At 60.6% G+C, this 24,458-nt stretch carries 19 protein-coding genes, 5 tRNA genes and 1 pseudogene; 10 read left to right on the forward strand and 15 right to left on the reverse strand.

Going from position 1 to position 24,458, the window contains the following annotated elements; translation table 11 throughout:
- Positions 1-510: 510 nt before the first annotated feature.
- The 6 genes from HDG32_RS10415 to gltX all read right to left on the reverse strand — a co-directional run bounded on the left by HDG32_RS10415 (position 511) and on the right by gltX (position 2,835).
- Positions 511-587: transfer RNA gene (locus tag HDG32_RS10415), tRNA-Asp, on the reverse strand.
- An 80-nt stretch (positions 588-667) separates the two neighbouring features.
- Positions 668-743, reverse strand: a tRNA-Glu gene (locus HDG32_RS10420).
- Between the two features lie 61 nt (positions 744-804).
- Positions 805-881: transfer RNA gene (locus HDG32_RS10425), tRNA-Asp, on the reverse strand.
- Positions 882-968: 87 nt separating this feature from the next.
- Positions 969-1,044 (reverse strand) — tRNA-Glu (locus HDG32_RS10430).
- Positions 1,045-1,231: 187 nt separating this feature from the next.
- Positions 1,232-1,307, reverse strand: a tRNA-Ala gene (locus HDG32_RS10435).
- A gap of 118 nt (positions 1,308-1,425) precedes the next feature.
- Positions 1,426-2,835: a glutamate--tRNA ligase gene (gene gltX / locus HDG32_RS10440; protein WP_184066261.1), complete on the reverse strand. Its 1,410-nt coding sequence runs from the start codon at positions 2,833-2,835 to the stop codon at positions 1,426-1,428.
- 338 nt (positions 2,836-3,173) lie between these two features.
- Here gltX and HDG32_RS10445 point away from each other — a divergent pair, with 338 nt between their 5' ends.
- Positions 3,174-4,271, forward strand: a complete 1,098-nt coding sequence (locus HDG32_RS10445; protein WP_409340016.1) for a patatin-like phospholipase family protein — start codon at positions 3,174-3,176, stop codon at positions 4,269-4,271.
- A 113-nt stretch (positions 4,272-4,384) separates the two neighbouring features.
- On the opposite strand, the gene HDG32_RS10450 is transcribed toward HDG32_RS10445, so the two are convergent.
- From HDG32_RS10450 to HDG32_RS10475, 6 genes are all read right to left on the reverse strand, one after another.
- Positions 4,385-5,050 (reverse strand): C40 family peptidase, encoded by a 666-nt coding sequence (locus HDG32_RS10450; protein WP_184066267.1) that lies wholly within the window; start codon positions 5,048-5,050, stop codon positions 4,385-4,387.
- Between the two features lie 136 nt (positions 5,051-5,186).
- Positions 5,187-6,818 carry an ABC transporter ATP-binding protein gene (locus HDG32_RS10455; RefSeq protein ID WP_184066269.1) on the reverse strand — a complete coding sequence of 544 codons (1,632 nt, stop codon included), beginning with the start codon at positions 6,816-6,818 and terminating at the stop codon, positions 5,187-5,189.
- The gene (locus HDG32_RS10460; protein WP_184066272.1) at positions 6,815-7,921 is read right to left on the reverse strand and encodes an ABC transporter permease; all 1,107 of its coding nucleotides are present in this window, start codon (positions 7,919-7,921) and stop codon (positions 6,815-6,817) included. The genes HDG32_RS10455 and HDG32_RS10460 overlap by 4 nt, the downstream gene beginning before the upstream one ends.
- A complete protein-coding gene (locus HDG32_RS10465) occupies positions 7,921-8,958 on the reverse strand; it encodes a microcin C ABC transporter permease YejB (protein ID WP_184066275.1) in 1,038 nt (345 codons plus the stop codon). The genes HDG32_RS10460 and HDG32_RS10465 overlap by 1 nt, the downstream gene beginning before the upstream one ends.
- Positions 8,959-9,008: 50 nt before the next feature.
- On the reverse strand, positions 9,009-10,931 hold the full coding sequence (locus HDG32_RS10470) for an extracellular solute-binding protein (protein ID WP_184066278.1): 1,923 nt from the start codon (positions 10,929-10,931) through the stop codon (positions 9,009-9,011).
- A 192-nt stretch (positions 10,932-11,123) separates the two neighbouring features.
- Positions 11,124-11,471: a hypothetical protein gene (locus HDG32_RS10475; RefSeq protein ID WP_184066281.1), complete on the reverse strand. Its 348-nt coding sequence runs from the start codon at positions 11,469-11,471 to the stop codon at positions 11,124-11,126.
- Between the two features lie 464 nt (positions 11,472-11,935).
- Between HDG32_RS10475 and HDG32_RS10480 the strand changes: the two genes are divergently transcribed.
- The 7 genes from HDG32_RS10480 (at position 11,936) to HDG32_RS35970 (ending at position 20,821) form a co-directional block, all read left to right on the forward strand.
- Entirely contained in the window at positions 11,936-13,222 is a 1,287-nt protein-coding gene (locus HDG32_RS10480) for an MFS transporter (protein WP_184066284.1), read from the forward strand.
- A gap of 19 nt (positions 13,223-13,241) precedes the next feature.
- Positions 13,242-15,677, forward strand: coding sequence for a glycoside hydrolase family 31 protein (locus HDG32_RS10485; RefSeq protein ID WP_184066287.1), 2,436 nt, complete (start codon positions 13,242-13,244; stop codon positions 15,675-15,677).
- A gap of 61 nt (positions 15,678-15,738) precedes the next feature.
- Positions 15,739-16,923, forward strand: coding sequence for a porin (locus HDG32_RS10490; protein WP_184066290.1), 1,185 nt, complete (start codon positions 15,739-15,741; stop codon positions 16,921-16,923).
- Positions 16,924-17,214: 291 nt separating this feature from the next.
- Entirely contained in the window at positions 17,215-17,649 is a 435-nt protein-coding gene (locus tag HDG32_RS10495) for a hypothetical protein (protein WP_184066293.1), read from the forward strand.
- A gap of 1,357 nt (positions 17,650-19,006) precedes the next feature.
- Positions 19,007-19,693 carry a dual OB domain-containing protein gene (locus HDG32_RS10500; RefSeq protein WP_184066296.1) on the forward strand — a complete coding sequence of 229 codons (687 nt, stop codon included), beginning with the start codon at positions 19,007-19,009 and terminating at the stop codon, positions 19,691-19,693.
- A gap of 33 nt (positions 19,694-19,726) precedes the next feature.
- A complete protein-coding gene (locus HDG32_RS10505; RefSeq protein WP_184066299.1) occupies positions 19,727-20,176 on the forward strand; it encodes a DUF488 family protein in 450 nt (149 codons plus the stop codon).
- Between the two features lie 9 nt (positions 20,177-20,185).
- A complete protein-coding gene (locus tag HDG32_RS35970) occupies positions 20,186-20,821 on the forward strand; it encodes a DUF4326 domain-containing protein (RefSeq protein ID WP_221307678.1) in 636 nt (211 codons plus the stop codon).
- 72 nt (positions 20,822-20,893) lie between these two features.
- On the opposite strand, the gene HDG32_RS10515 is transcribed toward HDG32_RS35970, so the two are convergent.
- The gene (locus HDG32_RS10515; protein WP_184066301.1) at positions 20,894-21,199 is read right to left on the reverse strand and encodes a hypothetical protein; all 306 of its coding nucleotides are present in this window, start codon (positions 21,197-21,199) and stop codon (positions 20,894-20,896) included.
- Here HDG32_RS10515 and HDG32_RS10520 point away from each other — a divergent pair.
- Together HDG32_RS10520 and HDG32_RS10525 are read left to right on the forward strand one after the other, a co-directional pair.
- Complete coding sequence (locus tag HDG32_RS10520) at positions 21,189-21,416, forward strand: hypothetical protein (RefSeq protein ID WP_184066303.1); 228 nt, start codon at positions 21,189-21,191, stop codon at positions 21,414-21,416. The two genes, HDG32_RS10515 and HDG32_RS10520, sit on opposite strands and share 11 nt — an antisense overlap.
- Positions 21,416-21,694 (forward strand): hypothetical protein, encoded by a 279-nt coding sequence (locus HDG32_RS10525; RefSeq protein WP_184066305.1) that lies wholly within the window; start codon positions 21,416-21,418, stop codon positions 21,692-21,694. The genes HDG32_RS10520 and HDG32_RS10525 overlap by 1 nt, the downstream gene beginning before the upstream one ends.
- Positions 21,695-21,788: 94 nt before the next feature.
- Here the strand turns inward: HDG32_RS10525 and HDG32_RS10530 are convergent, their stop codons facing one another.
- Both HDG32_RS10530 and HDG32_RS35975 read right to left on the reverse strand, forming a co-directional pair.
- Entirely contained in the window at positions 21,789-23,918 is a 2,130-nt protein-coding gene (locus HDG32_RS10530; RefSeq protein ID WP_184066307.1) for a hypothetical protein, read from the reverse strand.
- A gap of 357 nt (positions 23,919-24,275) precedes the next feature.
- A pseudogene (locus tag HDG32_RS35975) lies at positions 24,276-24,458 on the reverse strand (IS630 family transposase); the annotation flags it as partial.

The following is a 24,458-nucleotide window of genomic DNA, read 5'->3' on the forward strand; positions in this document are numbered from 1 at the left end:
TTCGCATCGTCGGCACAGCGCACGAAGCAGTGGCCGCGCCGTTCCAGTCCTTGTCCACCACGTCATGGCGCTGGACACGCCCTCCCGTTTGGCCCCTCATCACCAGTTCCAGTCTCACCGACCTGTCCTGTGACTACTTACGGCCTCTGCTGACTTCTCGCTCCGGCTCGACGCCGTCGCCCTTTCAGGCATGAGGCGAGATCTCCCCAGGTAAGAGCGCACTCCTTCATGGCACAGCCGCCGCATTTACGCCGCTTCGCCCTGGTCACGAGAGCTTCGCGGTCTATTACCCGGCCGCCCTGCTTGGCAACGCCTTCTATGCGGTTCTTGTTTATCGGCTCGCGACTTACGCTCCACGCTTGCTTCCCACATTCGGCCGCCGTCATGCAGTTGCACTTCACTTCATTCGCTGTGACCAGCTTATGGCGGGACTTGCACTCGCAGGAATGCGCCCATACTGGGCGCACAATAAAAAAAGCCCACTTCTTGCGAAGTGGGCTTTCTCAAATCTGGCGGAGCGGACGGGGCTCGAACCCGCGACCCCCGGCGTGACAGGCCGGTATTCTAACCAACTGAACTACCGCTCCAGATTTTGCATCGCAGCCTGCGAGCCATACTCTCAGCCTGCTGCACCGTTCAAACTTCCAACCGAACGACGCCGATGTTCTGGCGTCCCCTAGGGGATTCGAACCCCTGTACTCACCGTGAAAGGGTGATGTCCTAGGCCTCTAGACGAAGGGGACAACGTACCGCTTACACCTTTAATGAAAAAGCCCGTTCAAGTATGTGTGAACGGGCTTTGTCTGGCGGAGTGGACGGGACTCGAACCCGCGACCCCCGGCGTGACAGGCCGGTATTCTAACCAACTGAACTACCACTCCAGTCTTTACACCCTGCTTGCGAACGTCGGTTAATTCTCTGCAAGCTGCGCTGCTCTACTACTCGAATACTAAAGCGACGCTGATGTTTGGCGTCCCCTAGGGGATTCGAACCCCTGTACTCACCGTGAAAGGGTGATGTCCTAGGCCTCTAGACGAAGGGGACAAAATCTTTTCAGATCCGTCTCAATTCGCTTTTGACTAGATCAACTTGCGCTAACTTTTCAGTTAATTCGCCAAGCCATTTTCTGGTCAACAGCGAAGACCGCCACTTTAACTACATTTCAGCGATTTGTGAAGTCTTTTTTCTACAACCATCAGACTTCTTAACCACTTTCACCTCTCTGCTCTGTTGGTGGAGGTAAGCGGGATCGAACCGCTGACCTCTTGCATGCCATGCAAGCGCTCTCCCAGCTGAGCTATACCCCCGCGCACATCAGAGAAACGAGATTTTAGAGGGCGATCTGCGCTTTGTAAATACCCTTTGAGCAATTACATTCGAATTTTCTCCGGAGGCATGCGAAACCTCTGACACGCCGCCAACGGATTAGCCAAGCGCTTTTTCGATGCGGCTAACGACGACGTCGCGACCGAACAGCATCAGCACGCTATCGATCGACGGTGTATGCGTCGTACCCGCCACCAGCAGACGCACCGGCATCGCGAGCTGCGGCATCTTCAGCTTGTGCGTGCCGAGCGTCGCTTTCAGCGCGGCGGCGATCGCCTCCTTGGTCCATTCGACCGTATTCAATGCAGCGACCAGATCAGCGAGCGCCGGACGAACCGCGTCGGTGACGTGCTGTGCAAGCGACTCAGCGTCGGGCGCCGGGGTGCGATAGAACATCGCGGCGTTCTGCGCGATCTCCTTCACGGTCGACGCCCGATCCTTCATCAGGCCCACCACGCCCGTCAGATCCGGACCTTGGGCGAGTGTGGCTTCGTCGATGCCGAGCTCCGTGAAGAACGGTTTCACCAGTTCGGCGAGGCGTGCGTTGTCGGCTTCCTTGATGTAGTGCGCGTTGAGCCAGTTCAGCTTGTCATGGTCGTACTGCGCCGGCGACTTGCCGAGGTGCTCGAGATCGAACCACTCGACGAACTGCTCGCGCGTGAAAATCTCCGCGTCACCATGCGACCAGCCGAGGCGCGCCAGATAGTTGACGACCGCTTCCGGCAGATACCCCGCATCGCGATAACCCATCACGCTCATTGCGCCGTGGCGCTTGCTCATCTTCTCGCCCTGCTCGTTCAGCACGGTCGGCAGGTGTGCATACACCGGCGGCTCGCCACCGAGCGCGCTCAGTATGTTGATCTGGCGCGGCGTGTTGTTGACGTGGTCGTCGCCACGAATCACGTGAGTGATGCGCATGTCGAGATCGTCGACGACGACGCAGAAGTTATACGTCGGCGTGCCGTCCGGACGCGCGATCACGAGGTCGTCGAGTTCTTCGTTCGAGATTTCGATGCGGCCTTTCACCGCGTCGTCCCACGCGACCACGCCGGTCAGCGGATTGCGAAACCTTAGCACCGGCTTCGCGCCCACGGGCGGCTCCGGCAGCACCTTGCCCGGCTCCGGGCGCCACGTGCCGTCGTAGCGCGGCTTTTCGCCTGCTTCGCGCTGGCGCTCGCGCAGCGCGTCGAGCTCTTCGGTCGACATGTAGCACGGATAGACGAGCCCCGCCTCCTGCATCTGCTTCAGCACTTCGCGGTACCGGTCCATGCGCTGCATCTGGTAGAACGGGCCTTCGTCGAAATCGAGGCCAAGCCACGCCATGCCTTCGAGAATCGCGTCGACGGATTCGGTCGTGGAGCGCTCGAGGTCGGTGTCCTCGACCCGCAGCACGAAGGTCCCTTTCATCTTGCGCGCGAACGCCCACGGATACAGCGCGGAGCGGATGTTGCCCAGGTGGATGAAGCCGGTGGGACTCGGTGCGAAACGGGTACGAACGGAGGTGGTCATTAGCGGTTACTCGGAAAACAGGCGCCGGCGCTCAGGCGAACATGGCTGCGAAGCGCGGCAGCGGAGCGTGCCCATGCTGCGCGCGACGTCGCGCACGGCCACGAGGGAATAAGTGCAAGAGCCGAATTATACCTTCCGCACGCGGGTTGCCGCCCTCGTCCGAACGGCCTAAGGCGCATGGGCGAACGGCGTCCGGACATCTGCGTACACACCTTCCCAGCGCCCGCCCAACTCATCTTGAAAAAGCGCCGCATCAGTTCCGAATACTTCCTCTGCAACGTTTCATTACAGCGGACCGCGCGAGCCGATCGTTTGCATTAAGATGTGCGCGCGCTGCGATGCGGGCTTACCGCACATCGATCCGATACGGAGCGAACAACGCTGCAAGCGCGCGCAATCGCCGCCGGCGATCCGCCCGGGCTGACCTCAGCCTGATCGCGGCGCGCGCGACACCGCTCGCGTCGCGCGCGCCGTTGCTGGAGAACTCGTTGAAACCCTCATCCCCGAACTTGAGCCGCCGCAGCTTTTCGCTGGCGGCCGCATCCGCGGTGCTTGCCGCCTGCACCACGACCGCCGGCAAACTCGATGGCGCGCCGATCACCGCGACGTCCGCCGTTCCCCCGCCGCCTGAAAAAGCGCAACAGAAGCCGGTTCGCGTCGCGCTCGCTCTCGGCGGCGGCGCCGCGCGCGGCTTTGCGCACATCGGCGTCATCAAGGCTCTCGAGGCGCGCAATATCCAGATCGACCTGATTGCCGGCACGAGCGCCGGCTCCGTCGTCGGCGCGCTGTACGCGTCGGGCATGAACGGCTTCGCGCTGAACAAGCTCGCGCTGTCGATGGACGAAGCGTCGATCAGCGACTGGGCGATGCCGTTTCGTACGCGCGGCTTCCTGCAGGGCGTCGCGCTGCAGAACTACCTGAACACGACGCTGAACAACCGCCCGATCGAGAAGATGGCGAGGCCGCTCGGCGTGGTCGCGACCGATCTGCAAACCGGCCAGCCGATCCTGTTCCAGCGTGGCAACACCGGCATCGCGGTGCGCGCGTCGTGCAGCGTGCCGTCGATTTTCGAGCCGGTGAAGATCGGCGGTCACGAGTACGTGGATGGGGGTCTCGTGAGTCCGGTACCGGCGTCGTTCGCGCGCAAGATGGGCGCGGATTTCGTGATCGCCGTCGATATCTCCCAGCGACCGGAAAACGGCGTCACGGCAAGCTCGTTCGACGTGTTGATGCAGACCTTCACGATCATGGGCCAGACGATCAAGGCCTACGAGCTCGACAAGTACGCCGACGTGGTGATCCGGCCGAATCTCGCGGCGATGAGCGGCAGCGATTTCTCACAGCGCAACGCCGCGATCCTCGCCGGCGAGGAAGCGGTCGCGAAGATGATGCCGGAGTTGCAGCGCAAGCTCGCCGCGCGGCGCATGGGAGCCTGAAAGCCCGGCGACGCACAGTCGCTGTGCGTCGCCCTGGCAAAAATGCGCGCATCAAACGCGAAAAGCCTGCTTCGAACGAAGCAGGCTTTTTTATCGCCAGGCCTGGCGCCGAATCAGTTATTCCCGCCGATCGTCGCGGTCACGCGCTTGCGCAGATCGTCGGCCTGATACGAGGTCTCGATCCGACGCGCACCCGTAAAGCGCTTTTCCCAGTAGCCGTCATCCATGTCGTCGACGCGGATCGTGCTGCCGGTGGACGGCGAGTGCACGAACTTGTTGTCGCCGATATAGATGCCGACGTGCGAGAACGTGCGGCGCATCGTATTGAAGAACACCAGATCGCCCGGCTTCAGGTCGCTTACCCGCACCTTCTCGCCCAGGCGGCTCATTTCCTCGGCACGGCGCGGCAGCGCGAGACCGAGCGTGTCCTGGAACACGTAGCGCACGAAACCGCTGCAATCGAGCCCCGAATCAGGCGTATTGCCGCCCCAACGGTAGCGAACGCCGATCATGTTCAACGCGCCGACCACCACGTCGCCCGCTTTGCCCGCCATGCCCGACAGGAACGATTTGGCGCTGCCGCCTGCGCTGCCGGCGGCCTTGGTTTGGGGAGTGAGAAGGGAGAGAGGATCCGAGCCGTTGGTGGTCGGATATGAGACATTCTGATTAAAACCGCTTACTTCGTCGGCGAACGCGCCGGGAGCTGCTGCCATCAAGACGCCAATGAACATCCCGGCGACGACGCGCGTGCAAGCCTGGGTGAAGTTTCTGTGCTGCATTGGTCGGTAGTTTTTGCCAAAAAATCAGGGGTCTAGAAAAAAAGTTTGCTCGATACTAGCCAGTAAGTATTTGCCTGTCAAAAGGAATAGGAAAAATCAATCGGCAGACGCACTCAATTGGGGAAAGGGTGAAAAATCAACGATCAAGCGCCGCTTTCAGCAGCTTTCGCGTGTAAGGATGCGCGGGCGCAGCAAAAATTTTCTCGACTTCGCCGGTCTCGACGATCGATCCGTTTTGCATCACCACGACTCGGTGCGCCATCGCACCGATCACTGCCAGGTCGTGGCTGATGAACACGAAGCCGAGGTTGTATTTGTGCTGCAAACCGGTGAGCAGCTTGAGCACCTGCTGCTGGATCGATACGTCGAGCGCGCTGGTCGGTTCGTCGAGGATCAGCACGCGCGGCTCCAGTACCAGCGCGCGCGCGATCGCGATGCGCTGCCGCTGCCCGCCCGAAAATTCATGCGGATAGCGATACAGCGCGGTCCGGTCGATGCCGACTTCGCGCAGCACCGCGACGACCTTGTCGCGCCGCGCCTGCGGAGTCATCTGCGGCCGATGCAGCGCGAGCCCCTCACCGACGATCCGTTCGATCGTCTGCCGCGGCGAAAGCGAACTAAAAGGGTCCTGAAAGACGACCTGCATATTCGAGCGCAGCGCGGTCTTTTCGGCGCCGCGATAGCTCGCGAGCGCCCTGCCCTGAAACTGGATCTCGCCATGCGCGGTGCGCTGCAGACCGAGCAGTGCCATCGCGAGCGTCGACTTGCCCGATCCCGATTCACCGACGATCCCGAGCGTCTCGCCCTGGCGCACCGACACGTTCGCCGCGTCTACCGCGCGAAACCGCCCCGCGCCGAACCAGCCACGCGCGCCGGGCAGCTTCGTTCTGAAGTCGACCGCCACGTCGCGCGCTTCGAGCAGCACCGGCGAGATCGGCAGCACCGGCACGACCTCGCGCTGCGGCCGGCTCGCGAGCAGCCGCTGGGTATACGGATGGCGCGGCGCCTCGAACACCTGCTCGACCGTGCCGGTTTCGACCAGCACGCCTCGCTCCATCACCGCGACGCGCTGCGCGAAGTGACGCACGAGGTTCAGGTCGTGCGTGATCAGCAGCACGGCCATGCCGCGCTTTTGTGCTTCGTCGCGCTGCAGTTCCAGCAGAAGCTCGACGATTTGCGCGCGAATCGTCACGTCGAGCGCGGTGGTCGGCTCGTCGGCGAGCAACAGGCGCGGCCGGCAGGCGAGCGCCATCGCGATCATCGCGCGCTGCCGCTGCCCGCCCGACAGCTGATGCGGGTAGCTGTTGATGCGCTTCTCCGGCTCGGTGATGCCGGTGCGCGCGATCAGCGCGACCGCCCGCCTGAACGCTTCGGTCGCGCTGACGCCGTCATGCACGACGATCGTTTCCGCAATCTGGTCGCCGATCGTATACAGCGGATTGAGCGCGGTCATCGGTTCCTGGAAGATCATCGCGATGTCCGAGCCGCGCAGGCCACGCATCGCACGCTCGCTCTTCGCGAGCAGATCTTTGCCATCGAAGCGGATCGCCCCGCTCACCTGTGCGTCGTTCAGCAGGCGCAGCACCGACAGCGCGGTCACGCTCTTGCCCGAGCCCGACTCGCCGACGAGCGCGACGCGTTCACCGCGCGCGATCGCGAGCGTGACGTCGTCGACGGCCACCGTGTCGCCGAACGCGACACGCAGATGGTCGAGTTCGAGCAGCGGCGTGTCCGTCGATTGCGGATCGATTTGCGGCAGCGCGCTCATTGACCACCTCCGGCGTGTATCGCATCGGAGATACGCGTGTCGAGCGCGTTGCGCAGCGCGTCGCCCATGAAGGTCAATAACAGCAGCATCGCCACCAGCACGCCGAAGGTCGACACCGAGATCCACCACGCGTCGAGATTCGCCTTGCCCTGAGCGAGCAGTTCGCCCAGGCTCGGCGTAGGCGGCGGCACGCCGAGGCCGAGGAAGTCGAGACTCGTCAGCGCGAGAATCGCGCTGCTCATGCTGAACGGCAGGAACGTGATGACCGGCGTCAGACTGTTCGGCAACACGTGACGCCACATGATCTGCCAATGCGACAGGCCCATCGCGCGCGCGGCGCGCACGTAGTCCTGCTGGCGATTGCGCAGGAACTCGGCGCGCACGTAGTCGGACAGGCCGATCCAGTTGAACAGCGACAGCAGCACGATCAAAAGAGCGAAGCTGCGCTCGAAGATCGATGAAAAGATGATCAGCAGATAGAGCTGCGGCATCGCGTTCCAGATCTCGATCAGACGCTGCCCGACGATGTCCGTTCGCCCGCCGAAGTAACCTTGCACCGCCCCCGCGGCGATGCCGACGATCGTGCTGATCACGGTCAGCACGAGGCCGAACACGACCGACACGCCGAAGCCGTACAGCAGACGCGCGAACAGATCGCGGCCGCGGTCGTCGGTGCCGAGCCAGTTCTCGCGCGACGGTGGCGCCGGGTTGGGCGCCTTCGAAAAGTAATTGAGCGTGTCGTAGTAGTAGTGATTGGGCGGATACAGCGCGAAGTTGCCCGGCGCATCGAAGCGGTGACGGATGTACGGGTCGAGATAATCGGTCGGCGTGGGGAAGTCGCCACCGAAGGTGGTCTCGGCGTAGGTCTCGACGAGCGGGAAATACAGATGGCCGTCGTAGCGCACGACGACCGGCTTGTCGTTCGACCACAGCGGCCCCACGAGGCTCGCCGCAAACGCGACGACGAAGATGATCAGGCTCCAGTAGCCGAGACGCTGCCGGCGAAAACGCTGCCACACGCGACGCGCCGGCGACGGCGACATCAGTGCCCGCGCGGGTTCGGTGCGCGCCGCCGCGTCGGCGGAAAGGCGGGCTCGATTCATCAGCGCTCCAGTTGTTCGAATTGGATCCGGGGATCGACCCACACATAGCAAAGGTCGGAGATCAGCCGCGTGACGAGGCCGATCAGCGTGAACAGATACAACGTGCCGAGCACGACCGGATAGTCCCGCCGCATCACCGATTCATACGACAGCAACCCGAGCCCGTCGAGCGAGAACAGCGTTTCGATCAGCAGGCTGCCGGTGAAGAACGCGCCGATGAACGCGCCCGGGAAATTGACGATCAGCGGCAGCAGCGCATTGCGAAACACGTGTTTCCACAACACGCGCCGCTCGGACAAACCTTTGGCACGCGCGGTCAGCACGTACTGCTTGCGGATTTCGTCGAGGAACGCGTTTTTCGTCAGCATCGTGACGACCGCGAAGCTGCCCACCACCGACGCCGTGATCGGCAGCGTGATATGCCATAGATAGTCGAGGATCTTGCCGACGAGGCTCAACTGGTCCCAGTTGTCGGAAGTGAGGTTGCGCAGCGGAAACAGCTGCAGGAACGTGCCACCGCCGAACAGCACGAGCAGCAGCACGCCGAGCACGAAGCCCGGAATCGCGTAGCCGACCAGCACGACGAGGCTCGTCGCGATATCGAAGTGCGAGCCGTTGCGCACCGCCTTCGCGATGCCGAGCGGCACCGATATCAGATAGGTGAGAAAGAACGTCCACAGGCCGATGCTGATCGACACCGGCAGCTTCGACACGATCAGCGACCACACGCTCTGATGACGGAAATAGCTCTGACCGAGATCGAAGGTGGCGAAGCGCTTGAGCATCAGCACGTAGCGTTGCAGCGGCGGCTTGTCGAAACCGTACAACTGCCTCAGTTGCGCGACCTGTTGCGCGTCGACGCCGCTATGCGAGCGCAGCCCGAACGGCGAGGCGCCCTCCGCGCCCTTGCGCAACTCGTGCTGCATCTGCTCGACGGGGCCACCCGGCACGAACTGGATCACGACGAAGGTCAGCGTCAGCACGCCGAGCAGCGTCGGGATCATCAGCAGCAGGCGTTTGAGGATGTAGCTCCACATAGGCGGTGTTCCTGGTGCGAAGGCGTTGGTGGGGGCGATGGATCTGCGGATCAGTCGGCGCTGCCCGTGGGCGTGGGCGTGCGCGCCCGCGGATCCTCGTACCACCACATCGTCGTGATCCAGCCCTCCGCGCCATAGTACAGCGGCAGCGTCTTCGGCCACGCGAGCCCGCGCTTGAACGCGACGCGATGCGTGCCGCTGTACCAGTGCGGCACCACATAGTAGCCATGCGTCAGCAGACGATCGAGCGCGTGCGCGGCATCGGTCAGCTGCTCGCGCGTTTGCGCATGCACGAGCGCGTCGAGCACCGCGTCGACGGCCGGCGACTTCAGGCCGATCGCGTTGTCCGAGCCGGGGGTATCGGCGGCCTTGCTGCCGAAGCGGGTGATCTGCTCGGAGCCCGGCACCTGCACGTCAGGCATGCGAATCGTCGTCACGTCGAAGTCGAATGCGTCGAGCCGCTTCTGATAGACCGCGAAGTCGGTGGTGCGGAAGTTCGCGGTAATGCCGAGCTTTTGCAGATTGCGCGTGAAGGTCGCGATGATCGGCTCCATCGACGAGGCCGAACCCGAGTCGTCGAGTATCTCGAACTGGAACGGCTCGCCCTTCGCGTTGCGCAGCGCGCCGTCACGATAGGTCCAGCCGGCCTGCTGCAGCAGATCGCGCGCCTGCAGCAGATTCGCGCGCAGCGAGCCGGGCGGATCGGTATCGGGCTGCTTCGGCGGCGGCCCGAATACCGCTGGGTCGAGTTGGGCGCGAAACGGCTCCAGCAGCGCGAGCTCGCCAGGCGAAGGCAGCCCCTTCGCCTGCCATTCGGTGTTGGCGAAATAGCTGTCGATGCGCGTGTACTGGTTGAAAAACAGCTGGCGGTTCAGCCACTGAAAGTCGAGCGCGAGATCGAGCGCCTTGCGCACCCGCACATCCTGGAACAGCGGCCGGCGCGTGTTCAGGAAAAAGCCCTGCATGCCGGTGCCGTTGTGCTGCGCAAACTCGCGCTTGATCAACTCGCCACTGTCGAACTTCTTGCCGACGTCGCGCCGCACCCAGTTGCGCGCGATGTATTCGACCAGCGCGTCGTACTCGCCAGCCTTGAACGCCTCGAGCCGCGCGGTGCTATCGGCATACAGCTTGTAGACGATGCGATCGAAGTTGTTCATGCCGACGCGCACCGGCAGATCGGCGCCCCAATAGTGCGGGTCGCGTTTGAACGTGATCGTGCGGCCGTTGTCGTAGCTGTCGATCAGATACGGCCCGCTGCCGATTGGCTTTTCGAATGCGAGCTGGTCGAACGGAACGCGGCTGCCGTCGGGCTTCATCCCCCACTTGCGCGAGAACACCGGCATGCTGCCCGCGAGCAGCGGCAACTCGCGATTGCGCTCGCGAAACTCGAAGCGCACCGTGGCCGGATCGACGACGACCGCACGCTTGATCTCGCTGAAAAGCGATGCGAACTGCGGCGCGGCCTGCGGGCTCTTCAGCGTGTCGAGAGAGAACTTGACGTCGTCGGCGGTCACAGGGTCGCCGTTCGAAAAGCGCGCGCGCGGATTGATGTGGAACGTGACCGACAGACCGTCGGGCGCGACGACGATGTCGTCGGCGAGCAGCCCGTAGGCGGACGCGACTTCGTCGCTGCTGCCGATCGTCAGGCTCTCGAACATCGATTCGAGGCCGGGCGCCGCATTGCCACGCAGAGTGAACGGATTGAACTTGTCGAAGCTCGTTAGACGGCTCGGGTTCGCGAGCACGAGCGTGCCGCCTTTCGGCGCATCGGGATTGACGTAGTCGAAGTGCTTGAAGCCGGCCGGATATTTGGGCTCGCCGTATTGCGCGATCGCATGCGCGGCATGCGCGTGCGGCGCGACGAGCAGACTCGCGCACAGCAACGCGACGGCGAGCGCGGCGCGCAAGGGTCCGTGGATCACGCTGTGTCGAAGTCCCTCAGGCGTTTGAACCCGTCGCGAGCCAGTTGTCATGGAGTCGTGCTGGTAAATGGGCAGTGGCGATGTGGGGGATTCTACCCAATTAGCTTGCGCGATCTGGCGGGCGACTGCGACGAAATGCGTCAGCGACGGATGTTTCAGCACAAAAAACAAAACCGCCCTCCAAGGGCGGTTCTGTCATCGCTGCGGCCGGTTGGCGCGCTTCAGCGCTGACGCAATGGCGACTCAGTGCCAGCCGCGATGTTGGTCGTAGTGACCGCGCGCATAGTCGCCGCGGCCCGGCGGATGGTGGCGATACCAGTCGTTGCGCGCCCAGTAGCGATGGCCGTCCCAGTAACGGTCGCCATGCCAGCCGATCACGATTTGCGGACCGCCGTAGTACACGGGAGCCGGCTGATAGACGACGGGCGGCGGCGGCGGCGGCGGCGGTGCGTAGACCGGCGCCGGTGTGACGTAGACCGGCGCGGGAATGCCGATATTGACCCCGACGTTGAGCCCCGCGGCCATCGCGGCACCCGATGCAGCCAACGTCAACACGCCGAACACAAGCGGAACAAGACGAGCGGACTTCATTGATCACCTTTGTAGGAACATGTTTTGTTGGCGGAAATATAACGCAAAGGCAGCAACACGCGTATTTCAACTTTGTAATAACTGATGCTGAAAATCGCCTCGCCGGCGGCGGCGTAATGTCTGGTTACACACGCCAGACGGCGGTGAAAAAGCACCCTCCGCGCGGGCGCCGGCTCGCGGCCTGGCTGACATCCCGAAAACGAACATTTTAAAGTTCGAAAGAACATATCTGTTCGATATTTTTCACCATAGTCATCCGATCACCACTCCGATACCAGGCAAATAAATATCAAATTATCCCGAAAAATCAAGGAAAAACATGGCAACAACTATGGTTTTCCCGGATATCCAGGTCGATTCCAAGTGATAGGATGACTGCCATTGAAAATCAATAAATGTTCGAATTCGCGCATACCCGAGCACTGCGTCGGAAGCAACCGCTCAATGCGCCACGGAGACTGATTTTGAAAACGATCAAGGGATTGCGCTGGTGGATCATCGCCCTCGTGTGCGTTGGGACGATCGTCAACTATCTGTCGCGCAACGCGCTCGGCGTGATGGCGCCCGAACTGATGAAACTGCTGCACATGAACACGCGGCAGTACTCGTACGTGGTCGGCGCGTTCCAGGTCGGCTATACGGTGATGCAGCCCGTCTGCGGCCTGATCATCGATCTGATCGGCCTGCGCCTCGGCTTCGCGCTGTTCGCGTGCCTGTGGTCGCTGACCGGCGTGTTCCACGGTTTCGCGGGCAGCTGGTTTTCGCTCGCGGCGCTGCGCGGCTTCATGGGCCTGTCCGAAGCGGTCGCGATTCCGGCCGGCATGAAGGTCGTCGCCGAATGGTTTCCCGATCGCGAGAAATCCGTCGCGGTCGGCTATTTCAATGCGGGCACCTCGCTCGGCTCGCTGCTCGCGCCGCCGCTCGTCGTTTTCCTGTCGCTGCGCTACGGCTGGCAGAGCGCGTTCGCGGTGACTGGCGCGCTCGGCTTCGTGTGGGCCGCCGCATGGTTCGTGCTGTACCGCTCGCCCGCCGAGCACAAGCGCGTGAGCGATGCCGAGCGCGCCGCGATCGTCGAAGGCCAGGCACCGCGCGCCGCGCGCCGCGCGAGCGTGCGTGAAGTGCTGCGCACGCGCCGCTTCTGGGCGATCGCGCAAGCGCGCTTTTTCGCCGAGCCCGCGTGGCAGACGTTCAGCTTCTGGATTCCGCTCTATCTCGCCACGCAGCGTCATATGGATCTGAAGCAGATCGCGATGTTCGCGTGGCTGCCGTTTCTAGCCGCGGACCTGGGCGGTCTGTTCGGGGGCTATCTGTCGCCATTCCTGATGAAGCATTTTCGCGTGCCGCTGATCTGGTCGCGCATCTCGGGCGTCGTGCTCGGCGCGCTGATGATGATCGGGCCGGCATCGATCGGTCTCGTCGCGTCGCCCTACCAGGCCATCGCCCTCTTCTGCGTCGGCGGCTTCGCGCACCAGATGATCTCGGCGCTCGTCAACACGCTCGCCGCCGACGTATTCGATCCGGGCGAAGTCGGCACCGTCGCCGGCTTCGCGGGCATGGCCGCGTGGATCGGCGGCCTCGGCTTCTCCCTGATGGTCGGCGCGCTCGCCGATTCGATCGGCTACACGCCGCTGTTCGGTGCGCTCGGCGCATTCGACATCATCGGCGCGACGCTGCTGATCATCCTGATGCGCGGTGTGCCGCGCCACGGCCGCGCGCGCCGCGCCGAACTGAGCGTCAACACTGCTGCCTGACCTTCCTCGAAGACTCATCATGCGTTCACAGATCAATCTCAAACATCCGCCGCGCTTCGCGCTCGTCCCCCACGCTGGCAACCCGGCGGCCAACCCGGTCGTGCTAAGCGCGCAGCCGAATTGCCGCATCGAGCTGTTCGTGCTCGCCGAGGACATCATCCGCGTGCTCGTGCTGCCGGACGGCGAAACGCGCGGCCCGCGCACATGGGCGATCGCGCCCGGGATGGACGACGTGCCGCTCGAAGGCCGCGAGCGCCGCGACCTGAGCGGCTTCACGCCGCCGCCGTTCACGGTGAACGAAGCAGCCGGTCACATCGTGATCGAAACGGCGCGCGTGCGCGTGAGCGTGGCGCTCGAAGGCGGCGCCTGCGCCTGGGACATCCTTCACGAAGGCACATGGCATCGCGTGATGAGCGATCGCAAGACCCAGGCGTACAACTTCGGCTGGTGGGACTCGCGCGTCTATCACTACGTCGAGCGGCGCCGCGACGAAATGTACGTGGGCCTCGGCGAGCGTGCCGGCTCGCTCGATCGCGCGCGGCAAAGCTACGAGATGCGCAACATCGACGCGATGGGCTACAGCGCGCGCACCACGGACCCGCTGTACAAGCACATCCCGTTCTGCGTGACGTGGCAGCCGCAGACGTCGACCGGCTTCGGCCTGTTCTACGACACGCTCGCCGATTGCCGCTTCGACATGGGCCGCGAGCTCGACAACTATCACGGTCACTATCGGCACTTCATCGCCGAGCATGGCGATCTCGACTACTACTTCATCGCATCGCCCGGCTCGCCGCTCGACGCGGTGCGCCGCTTCACGTGGCTCACCGGACGTCCCGCGTGGATGCCGAAGTGGGGCCTCGGCTACTCGGGCTCGACGATGAGCTATACCGACGCGCCGGACGCGCAAAAGCAGATGGGCAAATTCATCGAGCGTTGCCGCGAACACGACGTGCTGTGCGATTCGTTTCATCTGTCGTCGGGCTATACGTCGATCGGGCCGAAGCGCTACGTGTTCAACTGGAATCACGACAAGTTTCCGGACATCGACGGCTTCGTGCGGAGCTATCTCGATCACGGCGTGCGTCTGTGCGCGAACATCAAGCCGTGTCTGCTGCAAGACCACCCAGCGTTCGACGACGTCGCCCACGCCGGCCTGTTGATCGAAGCGCCCGATGGCGATCCCGCATGGGTGCAGTTCTGGGACGAAGTCGGCGCGTACCTCGACTTCACGAATCCCGCGACGATCGACTGGTGGAAAGCTCGCGTGAAGGACGCACTGCTCAAATACGGCATCGCGGCCACCTGGAACGACAACAACGAGTTCGAGATCTGGTCGCCGCATGCGATCGCGCGCGGCTTCGGCAAGCCGTATCCGGCACACCAGGCGAAGGTGCTGCAGACGCAGCTGATGATGCGCGCGTCGCACGACGCGCAGCGCGAGCACGCGCCTGACAGGCGCCCGTTCCTCGTGTCGCGCTCGGGCGGCGTCGGCATGCATCGCTACGTGCAGACGTGGTCGGGCGACAACTACACGTCGTGGGAAACGCTGCGCTTCAATCTGAAGATGGGGCTCGGGCTCGCGATGTCGGGCGTGTCGAATAGCGGTCACGACATCGGCGGCTTCTCGGGTCCGGCCCCGGAGCCGGAGCTGTTCGCGCGCTGGGTCGCGTTCGGCATCTTCCTGCCGCGCTTTTCGATTCACTCGTGGAACGACGACGGCACCGTCAACGAGCCGTGGATGCATCCCGAAGTCACGCGGCACGTGGCAGACCTGATCAAGCTGCGCTATCGCCTGATCCCTTATCTCTACGAGCTGCTGTGGCAATCGCATAGCGCGTACGAGCCGGTGCTGCGGCCGCTGTTCGCGGAGTTTCCGCACGATCCGCGCTGCCTCGTCGATGGCGACGACATGATGCTCGGCTCGTCGATGCTGGTCGCGCCAGTGGTCGATCCGGGCCAGAGCACGCGCGCGGTGTATCTACCGGCCGGTTCGCGCTGGGTGTCGTACTGGAGCGGCGAAACGTTCGACGGCGGCCAGACCGTCACGTTGCCCGCGCCGTTCGAGCGGCCGGTGTTCCTGCTGCGTGAAGGCAGCGTGATTCCGCTCAACATTGCCGAGCAGCATTTTGGCCGCCCCGCCGACGAACGCGCATTCCTCGCGGTTCCGTATGCCGACGCGGGCACCGCGCAAGGCGGCTCGATCGAGGACGACGGCGAGACCGAAGCCTGGCGCAACGGCGAGCAAGGCCGCTGGAACGTCACGCTGACGGGCGACGCAAACACTTTGCGGGTGACGCTCGAGCGTTCGCAATGGATGCCGCGCGTGCAGCCGCACGTGCGCGTGTTCGTGCCGATGCGCGAAACACGCGCGGTCGTCTGCGCTAACGGCACGCTCGTCACCGATCACACCGCGGACGGCTGGCGCTGCCTGACGATTTCGGTGCCGCACTGAACAACACACCGCACCGGCCTGAGGGATCAGGCCGTCCCATCAGTCTGGAGACATCCCAATCATGAAAATAAACCAGCGCGCGCGCGCCCGCGCGTTCGTCCTCTGCTGCCTGCCGTTCGCGGGCACCGCGTTGTCCACCAGCGCATCGGCGCAAAGCAGCGTCACGCTGTATGGCGTCGTCGACAATGCGTTCGCCTATGCCAGCAACCAGAAGGGGCATTCGAATTTCTATATGAGCCAGGGCAACCTGCAGGCGAGCAAGTTCGGCTTCCTCGGCTCGGAAGATCTCGGCGGCGGCACGAAGGCGATCTTCCGGCTCGAGAGCGGCTTCAATTCGCTGACTGGCGCGCAAAGCACCGCGGGCTACCTGTTCAATCGCCAGGCCTATGTCGGCCTCGCGAACGACCGCTACGGCACGGTGACGCTCGGCCGCCAGTACACACCCTACTTCCAGATGGTCGGCGCGCTCGGACCGACCGGCGTGCTGACCGGCGCGACCGGCGCGCACCCCGGCGATCTCGACGCCCTCGACACGACGCTGCGCTTCAATAATTCGGTAACCTACCTATCGCCGACGATCGGGGGCCTGCAGGCAAGCGCGCAGTATGGTCTCGGCGGCGTGCCCGGCAGCGTCGCGAACGGCAGCCTGTTCAGCGCGGCGCTGCGTTATGACTTCCAGCCCGTGTCGCTCGCAGCCGGCTACGTGAAGCTGAAGGACATTTCGACGAGCGCGGCGCTCGGCAGCTTCGCGATCAACTCGCCGGTCAACAACGGTTACGCGAGCGCGCGCAGCGCGCAGCTGTTCGCCGCGGCGGGTCGCTATACGTGGCACGATCTGATGGTGGGCCTCAACTACTCGAATGTGCAGTACGCGCCGGGCCACGGCTCGCTGTTCTTCGACAAGGCCGTGTTCAACACGTACGGTGCGATCGCGACGTACCGGATCACGCCGAGCGTGACGGTCGGCGGCGGCTATAGCTTCACCCAGGCAAGCAAGGCGAACGGCATCAGCGATCCGGCGCACTATCATCAGATCTCGCTCGAACAAACCTACAACCTGTCGACGCGCACCACGCTGTACGCGCTCGAGGCCTATCAGCATGCAGGCGGCAAGTCGCTGATCTCGTCGGGCAGCGGTGTGACCATCGCCGACGCGGTCGCGGTGGTCGGCGACTCGCAGAACACGACGCCGTCATCGGGTCCGTCCCAGTTCGTCGGCATGGTGGGATTGCGGCACGCGTTCTAAGCGAGGCGGTCTCGGTCAGCGGCACGACGGGATCAGTCATGCGGACTCCTTGCCTGCCGCGCCGGATCTGGCGCGGTTTTCCGCGGACCAGCGTGGCGGGCTAACGGCGCCATGCATTGATCAGCAGACCTGCCTATTCACGTAGGACGTGGTCACACGCTGGAGGGCTGGGAATGCCGCTGACATCGCTGAAGTATCGAGCGAGATCAAAATCAAGCCGCGGAAAAACAAAAACCCCGCAGAGCCTAGACTCTGCGGGGTTTCGCCACCATCACTGGCGGAGACGGAGGAATGCCAAACCGACCGGAAAGCCTTTACCAGAAGGGCTCCGAAAAAACACCTTTCCGCTACCCATACTTCTACCCATATTCAAAAAGCCTCGTTTTTCCGCTGTCCGGGACGGCCCGATTCCCGATTTCAACCTCCCGAAAGACGGTTCGAATCCCGATTCAGGGCAGCGCCTACGGATCGATGACGGCCAGGTCGCACCCAGTGAAATCCTTCACCTTACGGGTGGTCCGCGCCGCCCCTCTGGATCGCGAGGTAGCAGCGATCATTGCGTCCAACTGCCTGATCGGCCGGCCATCGTTTCTGCACGACACCGCAATCCTGGCGTACTCGTCCGCCGCATCACTGTCGAAGCTCAGGAGCCGCCCACCAAAATCCTCGGTGAAAATAGCATCGATCGCCGCAGACAGGATGCTGTTCCGGGAGCCGTCCGGCTGAGAATATGCACAGCCAACTCAATTGGCGGCGCCACAGGCTCCGCTGTTCCTTGTGCGGTGCCTGAAGTAGCCATACGTTCAACGTAAAGTTGCTTAGGCTGCCCGCGTTTACCAGCGCATCGGATGCTCAGAGGTCCTCGCCAGTAATCTCAACTCGCTCGCCGGTGGACGCCGGCGCCTTGCGCTCCGCAGCCGCTAAAAGTCTTGGTTTGCCAAGCTGGAAGGCGAGCAACAATTGCTTCGGGCTGTCATTTGCGGCCCCGAGGTATTGACAAACCACATCAGATCGGAGCTCGTAGCCGCAGTATCCCCAGCCGAATCCGTACGCCGAAAACCACAGTGCTGACTCGTTGGCTAGGACGGGGGGCGTAAGCTGTATGTGCACTTGTTCCATACCATTCACCCTCGAGACTGGTAGCTGACGAGTGCGGTTGTCGCCGATCAGCTTCTGAAGTTGGTACCGCGAACTGGTTGGCTACGGAGCCGAGAAACCTCGGCACAGAATGGATGCGACGCGCGAAACCAGGGAAAGGATGGTAGTAGTTGTGAACACACCTACTTTGCAGGATGTCTACCTACCGGTGCTTTTCGTCGTCTTGACTCTAAGCGCCGCACCAAATCCGACAGCAACCACCTAGCCACCAACTCTGGTCCATTCATGTCGTGACTAGCAAACTTGATCTCGTCCTCGAAGTAGACAATGACGGTACCGCTCATGACGGTACCGTCCTCGATACCGAGTGCCTTCTAGGTCTACTGCCACTTGCCTGCTTAACTCGTAGTCCTCGGACATCAGGTGGCTCAGCTGCTTCGATAGGTTGAACTTACCGAACCACGTGACCGCCGTCAATGGCAAGCAGGAACGAATACTTGGGCCCTTTTGGCGGGCGAGGCGACGTGTGGCGTTGTGCGGCGTACTGTGCAAATGGGACGGCGAATTCCACTAGGCCTCTAACTGCTTCGATTGCCTCGGTGACGTGACCCTGCCGCAGGCATTCCGCACAAAGTGGGTGGTTCCGTGCTGACGCGCGCGGATGACCCTCCACGGGCTCCCGACTGTGCGAGGCGTGGGTGCCGACCTGATCGTGGCGACGGTTGGTGAGTGGTGCGAATGGCCAGAAGAAAAGGCCCGCTCCGGCGATGGAAGCGGGCCTTACGGTCTCACTGGACGCAACTAGCCAGCACTCTGAATTACATACGAAATTTCATCAGCTTGCAAGAACCTGAAACGTCGGTGCATGACCGAAAAAAAGACAACTCGCGGACCTCGTCATCCACACTTGCACTTACAAGTTGTTACATAATACGGGATCACAGAAGCACAAAAACGAACCTGAGAGAGGGGCAAAACGATGGTAATGAAGAGAATTATCTGCTTGGCGAATTCGCGCAAACGGGCTGAGCATTGCGTTGCGGGTGTCGAAATCCTCGATGGGGGCCAGCGCCTTGGAGGTTGGATTCGCCCAGTTGGTAGTGGGCATGAGCAAGCGCTGCTGACGATTGAACAGTTATATGCAGACGGAACGTCCGCACAGGTGCTGGATGTTCTTGATGTTCACCTAACCCGACCTCAGCCTAATGGCTGTCAGGTTGAAAACTGGCAGGTTGACAACACACAACGCTGGGTGAAAAGCCATGAGGTCGATAGGCAGCGTCTGGTCAACGCAATGCAGCCGCCAGCAACCTTATTCCAGAATGGTAGCCACACCAGTGCTGGGCTGAACGATCAAATTCTCACCGAAGAGGCGGATCGTCACGGCGGTTCTCTTTTGCTGGTTCATGTTCCGCAGGTCGCTATACATGTCTTCGACCACTGGGGTAGACGGAAATGCCAAGGACGGTTCGAGTACAACGGAACGCATTACTGGATTACAGTCACCGATCCCGTGGTCGAGGCTGAATTCATGCCTCAAGGTGAAGCAGTTCATAATCTTGGACCCTGCATGCTGTCGGTGAGCCTGTCATCACCGCTAGTGAAGACTGTCGGCGGCGATAACCGTTCGTTTAGATTCAAGCTGATTGCAGCAGTGATTCGATTGACCTAATCTGAAAATAACGAAGCGAGGACGTCAAGTAAGATGCCGAACATCGATGTGTCAACTATTGGATTTACGAACAAGACAGCCGAGAAGTTTTTTGGTCTGTTGCGCAAGGCTGGTGTGCGCACGCTACTTGACGTTCGCTTGAACAACACATCACAACTCGCAGGGTTTGCCAAGAAGGCCGATTTGAAGTTCTTTCTATCCGAGCTGTTGGATGCCAGTTTCGTAGAACTGGGCGACCTTGCTCCAGAAAAAGAGATGTTGAAGCAATATCAGGACAAAAAATTGACTTGGGATAGCTACGCCAACGCATACACGGAGTTGCTTGCCAAGCGTCGCGTGGAGAGCAACCTAGATATTGCCCTGTTTGATCACGGTTGCCTTCTATGCAGTGAAGACAAGCCTCACCACTGCCACCGCCGTCTTGCGGTCGAGTATCTAAATTCGCGATGGGACAATAGGCTCAAAGTGTCCCATCTTTTCTGAAGCACGCTTATGAACGCTTTGAGCAAACCTGTGCTGCTGGTCGCGTTGTCGGCGGGCTTTAATGGGGCAGCCTTGTTCGTCGAAAAAATGGACAAGATAACCGGCGCGCTTCCACATGTTGAAGTGGTGCTCGTACAGGACGAGCGGGGAATCGCCGCGAATTACTTCTCCGAACGGCAGATCCAAGCTCGTAATCAACGAGCATCCAATCGTATGTCTGCGAAGACTATGGTAGACGGGGCGACGCATGTTGTTGTGTTTTGGGGCGGACATGACCTCACCGACATCATTTACTTCGCGCGGCTGCTAAAGAAAAGTACACGCATCATCCCGCTACGCATAACTACTGTGCGAAACCAGACCAAGGAAGAGTTCGACATTTCGATAGGTCGCGGTGGACCGTGGGGAAACCCATTCAAGATCGGGCACGGTCCAGGCGGACTTAGCCGCGAAGAAGCAATCGACAAGTACCGCGAGTATTTTGAAAAAGAAATTCTTCCCGACCCCGAGAAGCATGCAGCATTGCTTTCTCTTAGGGGCTACCGACTTGGTTGCTTCTGCAAACCTCTGGCGTGCCACGGCGACGTCATCGCCTCTTATTTGAATTCCTACGTCGAGGCAGATGACGAGAACGGGGACGACTGACGTTGGTCTATCACTTCGCCACTCAGCGCATACCTTGCACAGTTTCTTTGATGGTAACGTCGTCGCGTGTAATCAGTCCTCGAGAAAAAGCGCCGGTGCGCGCGCGAGTTTCGCCCGCGCATAGTCTGCGTCCTGCGCGTCGGGCCAGCGCGGGTTAGTGCAGACAATGGTGTCCGCGTAAAGATTGCGCACGGCAGTCGAGATCGCGATGCGCAGACGCAAATCGAGTTTCATTACGAGCGGATCAATTACCCGTCCGACGCTCTCTCGAAGCTGCGCATCGCGGCTGGCTGGAACGAAACACGCATCAGCGGCCTGCGCGAGCTGTGCTTCGACACGATGGCCGATTTTCTGGCGGAGGACGATGATGGCGAGCACGACGATCAGTTACGCGATGGCGGGCCGCGTGGCCGAACTGGACCTCTCGGGTGAGCGACCGCTGGTGCGGGTCAACGAAGAATTGCTGGCGGGCGTTGCCAGCGCGGTGGTCGAGGTCAATGCGCACGAGGTGCCGGTGCTGGTCCTGCGGCTCGTGAGATTCGGTGTGAAAGGCGGCACGCTCCCGAACGGGATCAGGCCCGAAGGAGCACGGTGATGAGAGAAGATCAGATCGAACATGACCCGGAGAGCGCTCCGATTCTTAAGCACCCGATCGTCAGCGCCCGCGCATGGGATCGATATGCCTTCATGGACGAGCGCGGCCGACCGCTGGCGATAATTGACAGCGACGGCAAAGTGCTGGACAGCGGCCCGGAGGTGGCACGCGAGATATGGGATATCGCGATCCTTGCGTACCGGCGCTATCTGAAGGGCGAGGCCTTTCGGAGGATCATTCCGTCGCCTGATGGGCTATGCCAGGAAAAGGGACGTTAAGCCTGGAGATCCAGTCCAACGCGTTGTCTCGGCAGCAACCAAGCCGTTCTGTTGTCAGGAATTCGGCTCACGCGTATTAAGCCCGACCACCATTTCAGTGATGATCTAACTTCAGCTGGAGCTTATTTTGGTAAATGCCGATTCTCTTCTTCGCTCGTTCAATTACATCACTAAAGTAGAGTATCTCGAAATAAACTTCACCAAGCGAATACCGGGTCGTAGGATCGAGGAGTGTATCCGATCTGAAGAAGCCTTTTCCAAGCGGAAATGGCGTCCACCCCGACAAACGAAGCGCATTGACAGTATCCCCTATGAGATATCCGTATATTCTTTTCAACCTTCCACCGGATTTCGCAGCCAGCAGATGAGAATATTCGGCAAGGTCGCCTACGTGGTCATCCAAGCTCACCCCGGGTGCCTTGAATTCAATGATAATCGCTGAGCCCTCTTTGCTGAAGATTGCGATATCTGGGCGCTTCCCACTATTATCCGTTGCGCGCTTATCCAACACTTCTTTGATTTTATCGTCGATATCGCTTTCAAATAATTTTTGCCCGCCATCCCATGTGATATTCGCCAATGGAACGTCCGACGCAATATAGTCGTAGTAATGGTATTCCTCGCTCAAAAGCCAGATGTCGTGATCTTCGACCTCAAAGCTATCTTTACGCATTGGAAAGAATATGCTGTGGATGATTTGTTCATCCTTGCGACGTTTCCCATCGTCGACCGTCTGCATTGCAAGCCTCTTATTGCATGCCAGGTCAAGAATTTGGACGATGGCAGCCCTGCGAACAATAAGCTGGGACAAATTTGCCATGTCGAAGTTTTTTAGAGACGACGTGTATTTCCATGACAAATCATTAATCAGCGTCCGGAATTTATCGGAGTCTGGCTCTGCCTTGATGATTTCTTCTTTCAAACTGAAAATGGCTGCGGTTTCATTAACAACCCGCTCCTGATATTTCTTCAGTACCCGCTCGGCGACAGCCTGCGGTGTTTCGCCATAAACAACGCGGGTTGACGTGTCTTGGAGCATTGCCTCGCTGATTCCAAATTGATCGATTACATCTCGTATCACGTCATCTTTGTTCCAGTTCGCGGGCACAACCAACTCTTCGATCACTGGATCGATTGTTTCATAAATTGTTGCGTAGGAGAGCTTTTCGCCTACAAATAGGTCACCAATCGAGAGTTCGGCGGGAATATTATCAAAGTCATCCCGCTGCTCGTTCACGCGTTGATCCAGATAATCGCTCTCAATAAGGACAATGTGATGAGATCCATCTACCGGATTATTCTGCTGACTTCTAGTACGCAGATATCGCTGCGTGATGTCCTTTACTGGCGACGACTTTGCACAAAATGCAATCGCGTTCCTCGGAAGGCCGTACTCGCTAACGTCAAGTTGATAGTGGAATATCTTGAATTCTTGGTAAGTGCCAAGACCATCACCGGTGTCCGGATCTCGCTCCTCGACCTTGACCTCACGCGTTGCCGTAACCGCTGGCAAATCAGAACGTGATAGCGATTCACTTCGTTCGAGTTCCGCCCAGTGGCGCGTGGTGAACGTGATTTCGAAATTACCCAGGCGGCGGTCAAGACCAACCAACCGCTGCAGAAATGCGATCAACATTTGCTTCTTCAGGAGCGACGCTGAAAAAAGGTCACTAAGAGGTTCCCCTTGTGCGATTCGGCTTCGCACACTGTCCTTGAATCCCTTGAGCGAGACTGTCGTCCCAACGCCGCTCTGACTGCCGGAGCTATTCTTGAAATCATCGGCTTCGATCTGCTTTGCGGGCTCCGAATAGCTCATTTCACGTCTGATGAACTTGCCGTCCTTGCGACGGAAGGTGCTGTCTATAGCGAGATTTGAGAAGTGATGGAAAAACTGAATGCGTCCCGCGCCCTTGCAACTGCCGATCCCCGAAATGGAGAGATCGTCTTTGTAAGAGGTGTCTTTCGTCAAGAACGCTTTCAACTGATCGTCGCCGAGGCCGCACCCATTGTCTTTGCAAGACACTGCCATGTCCTCTTGAGCGTCGAGGAGATCTTTCCGACTAAATTCAACCTCGATCGCGACACGCATATCCTCCACCGACCCGTCGACGTCTTTCCGTATGAGAAAGGAGTCGATTGCGTTGGAGATCAGCTCTTCGAAAACGACATAGGGATTGTGGCTGAGTTTTGTGTTCTTTATGCTGCCCCGGATATCGAGTGTCATTTTTTATTCCAAGTGCTATGGAGGAAGAGGCGTCAATTTTTGCGAACGCTCTCAAGATCGCAACCCGTCTTCTCGCGCCTTCGATGCGGCTGTCCCAACCGGAAAATTATACCCAAGTGGCCTGTACATCGGTGCCAACGATCCTCGGTGCGTTAGTGTCGCGCCCGGCATGCACTGACGTAGGTAGTGAGGACAGGAGGGTTTGCCTTTAGTGGCCAGCAGTCGGTCCAAATTCATCTGGTCCGAGCAGTACGTCATGATGGCGTGCTCGACGGGCACCACCGAACAGGACTCGCCGCCCTTGCATATCACCGCGCGTCGATAGTACTAAGCCGAAACAAAGTAACCGGACATGGTTCAAGCCGCGTAGCGGACTGACGGATGTTGAAACATGGATCGGATCAAGGCTGGAATCTTCTGCAACGAGCGCAGAACCGCTCGAACTCGCTGCTTGAGATGCCCGGGACCTTTGATGGCAAGCTTGCCGATCTTGTGATGTTTGAGATAACCCCATACCAACTCGTCCGGGTTCAGGTCTGG

Origin of the sequence: Paraburkholderia sp. CI2, assembly GCF_014201055.1 — a bacterium.
GTDB lineage: Bacteria > Pseudomonadota > Gammaproteobacteria > Burkholderiales > Burkholderiaceae > Paraburkholderia > Paraburkholderia tuberum.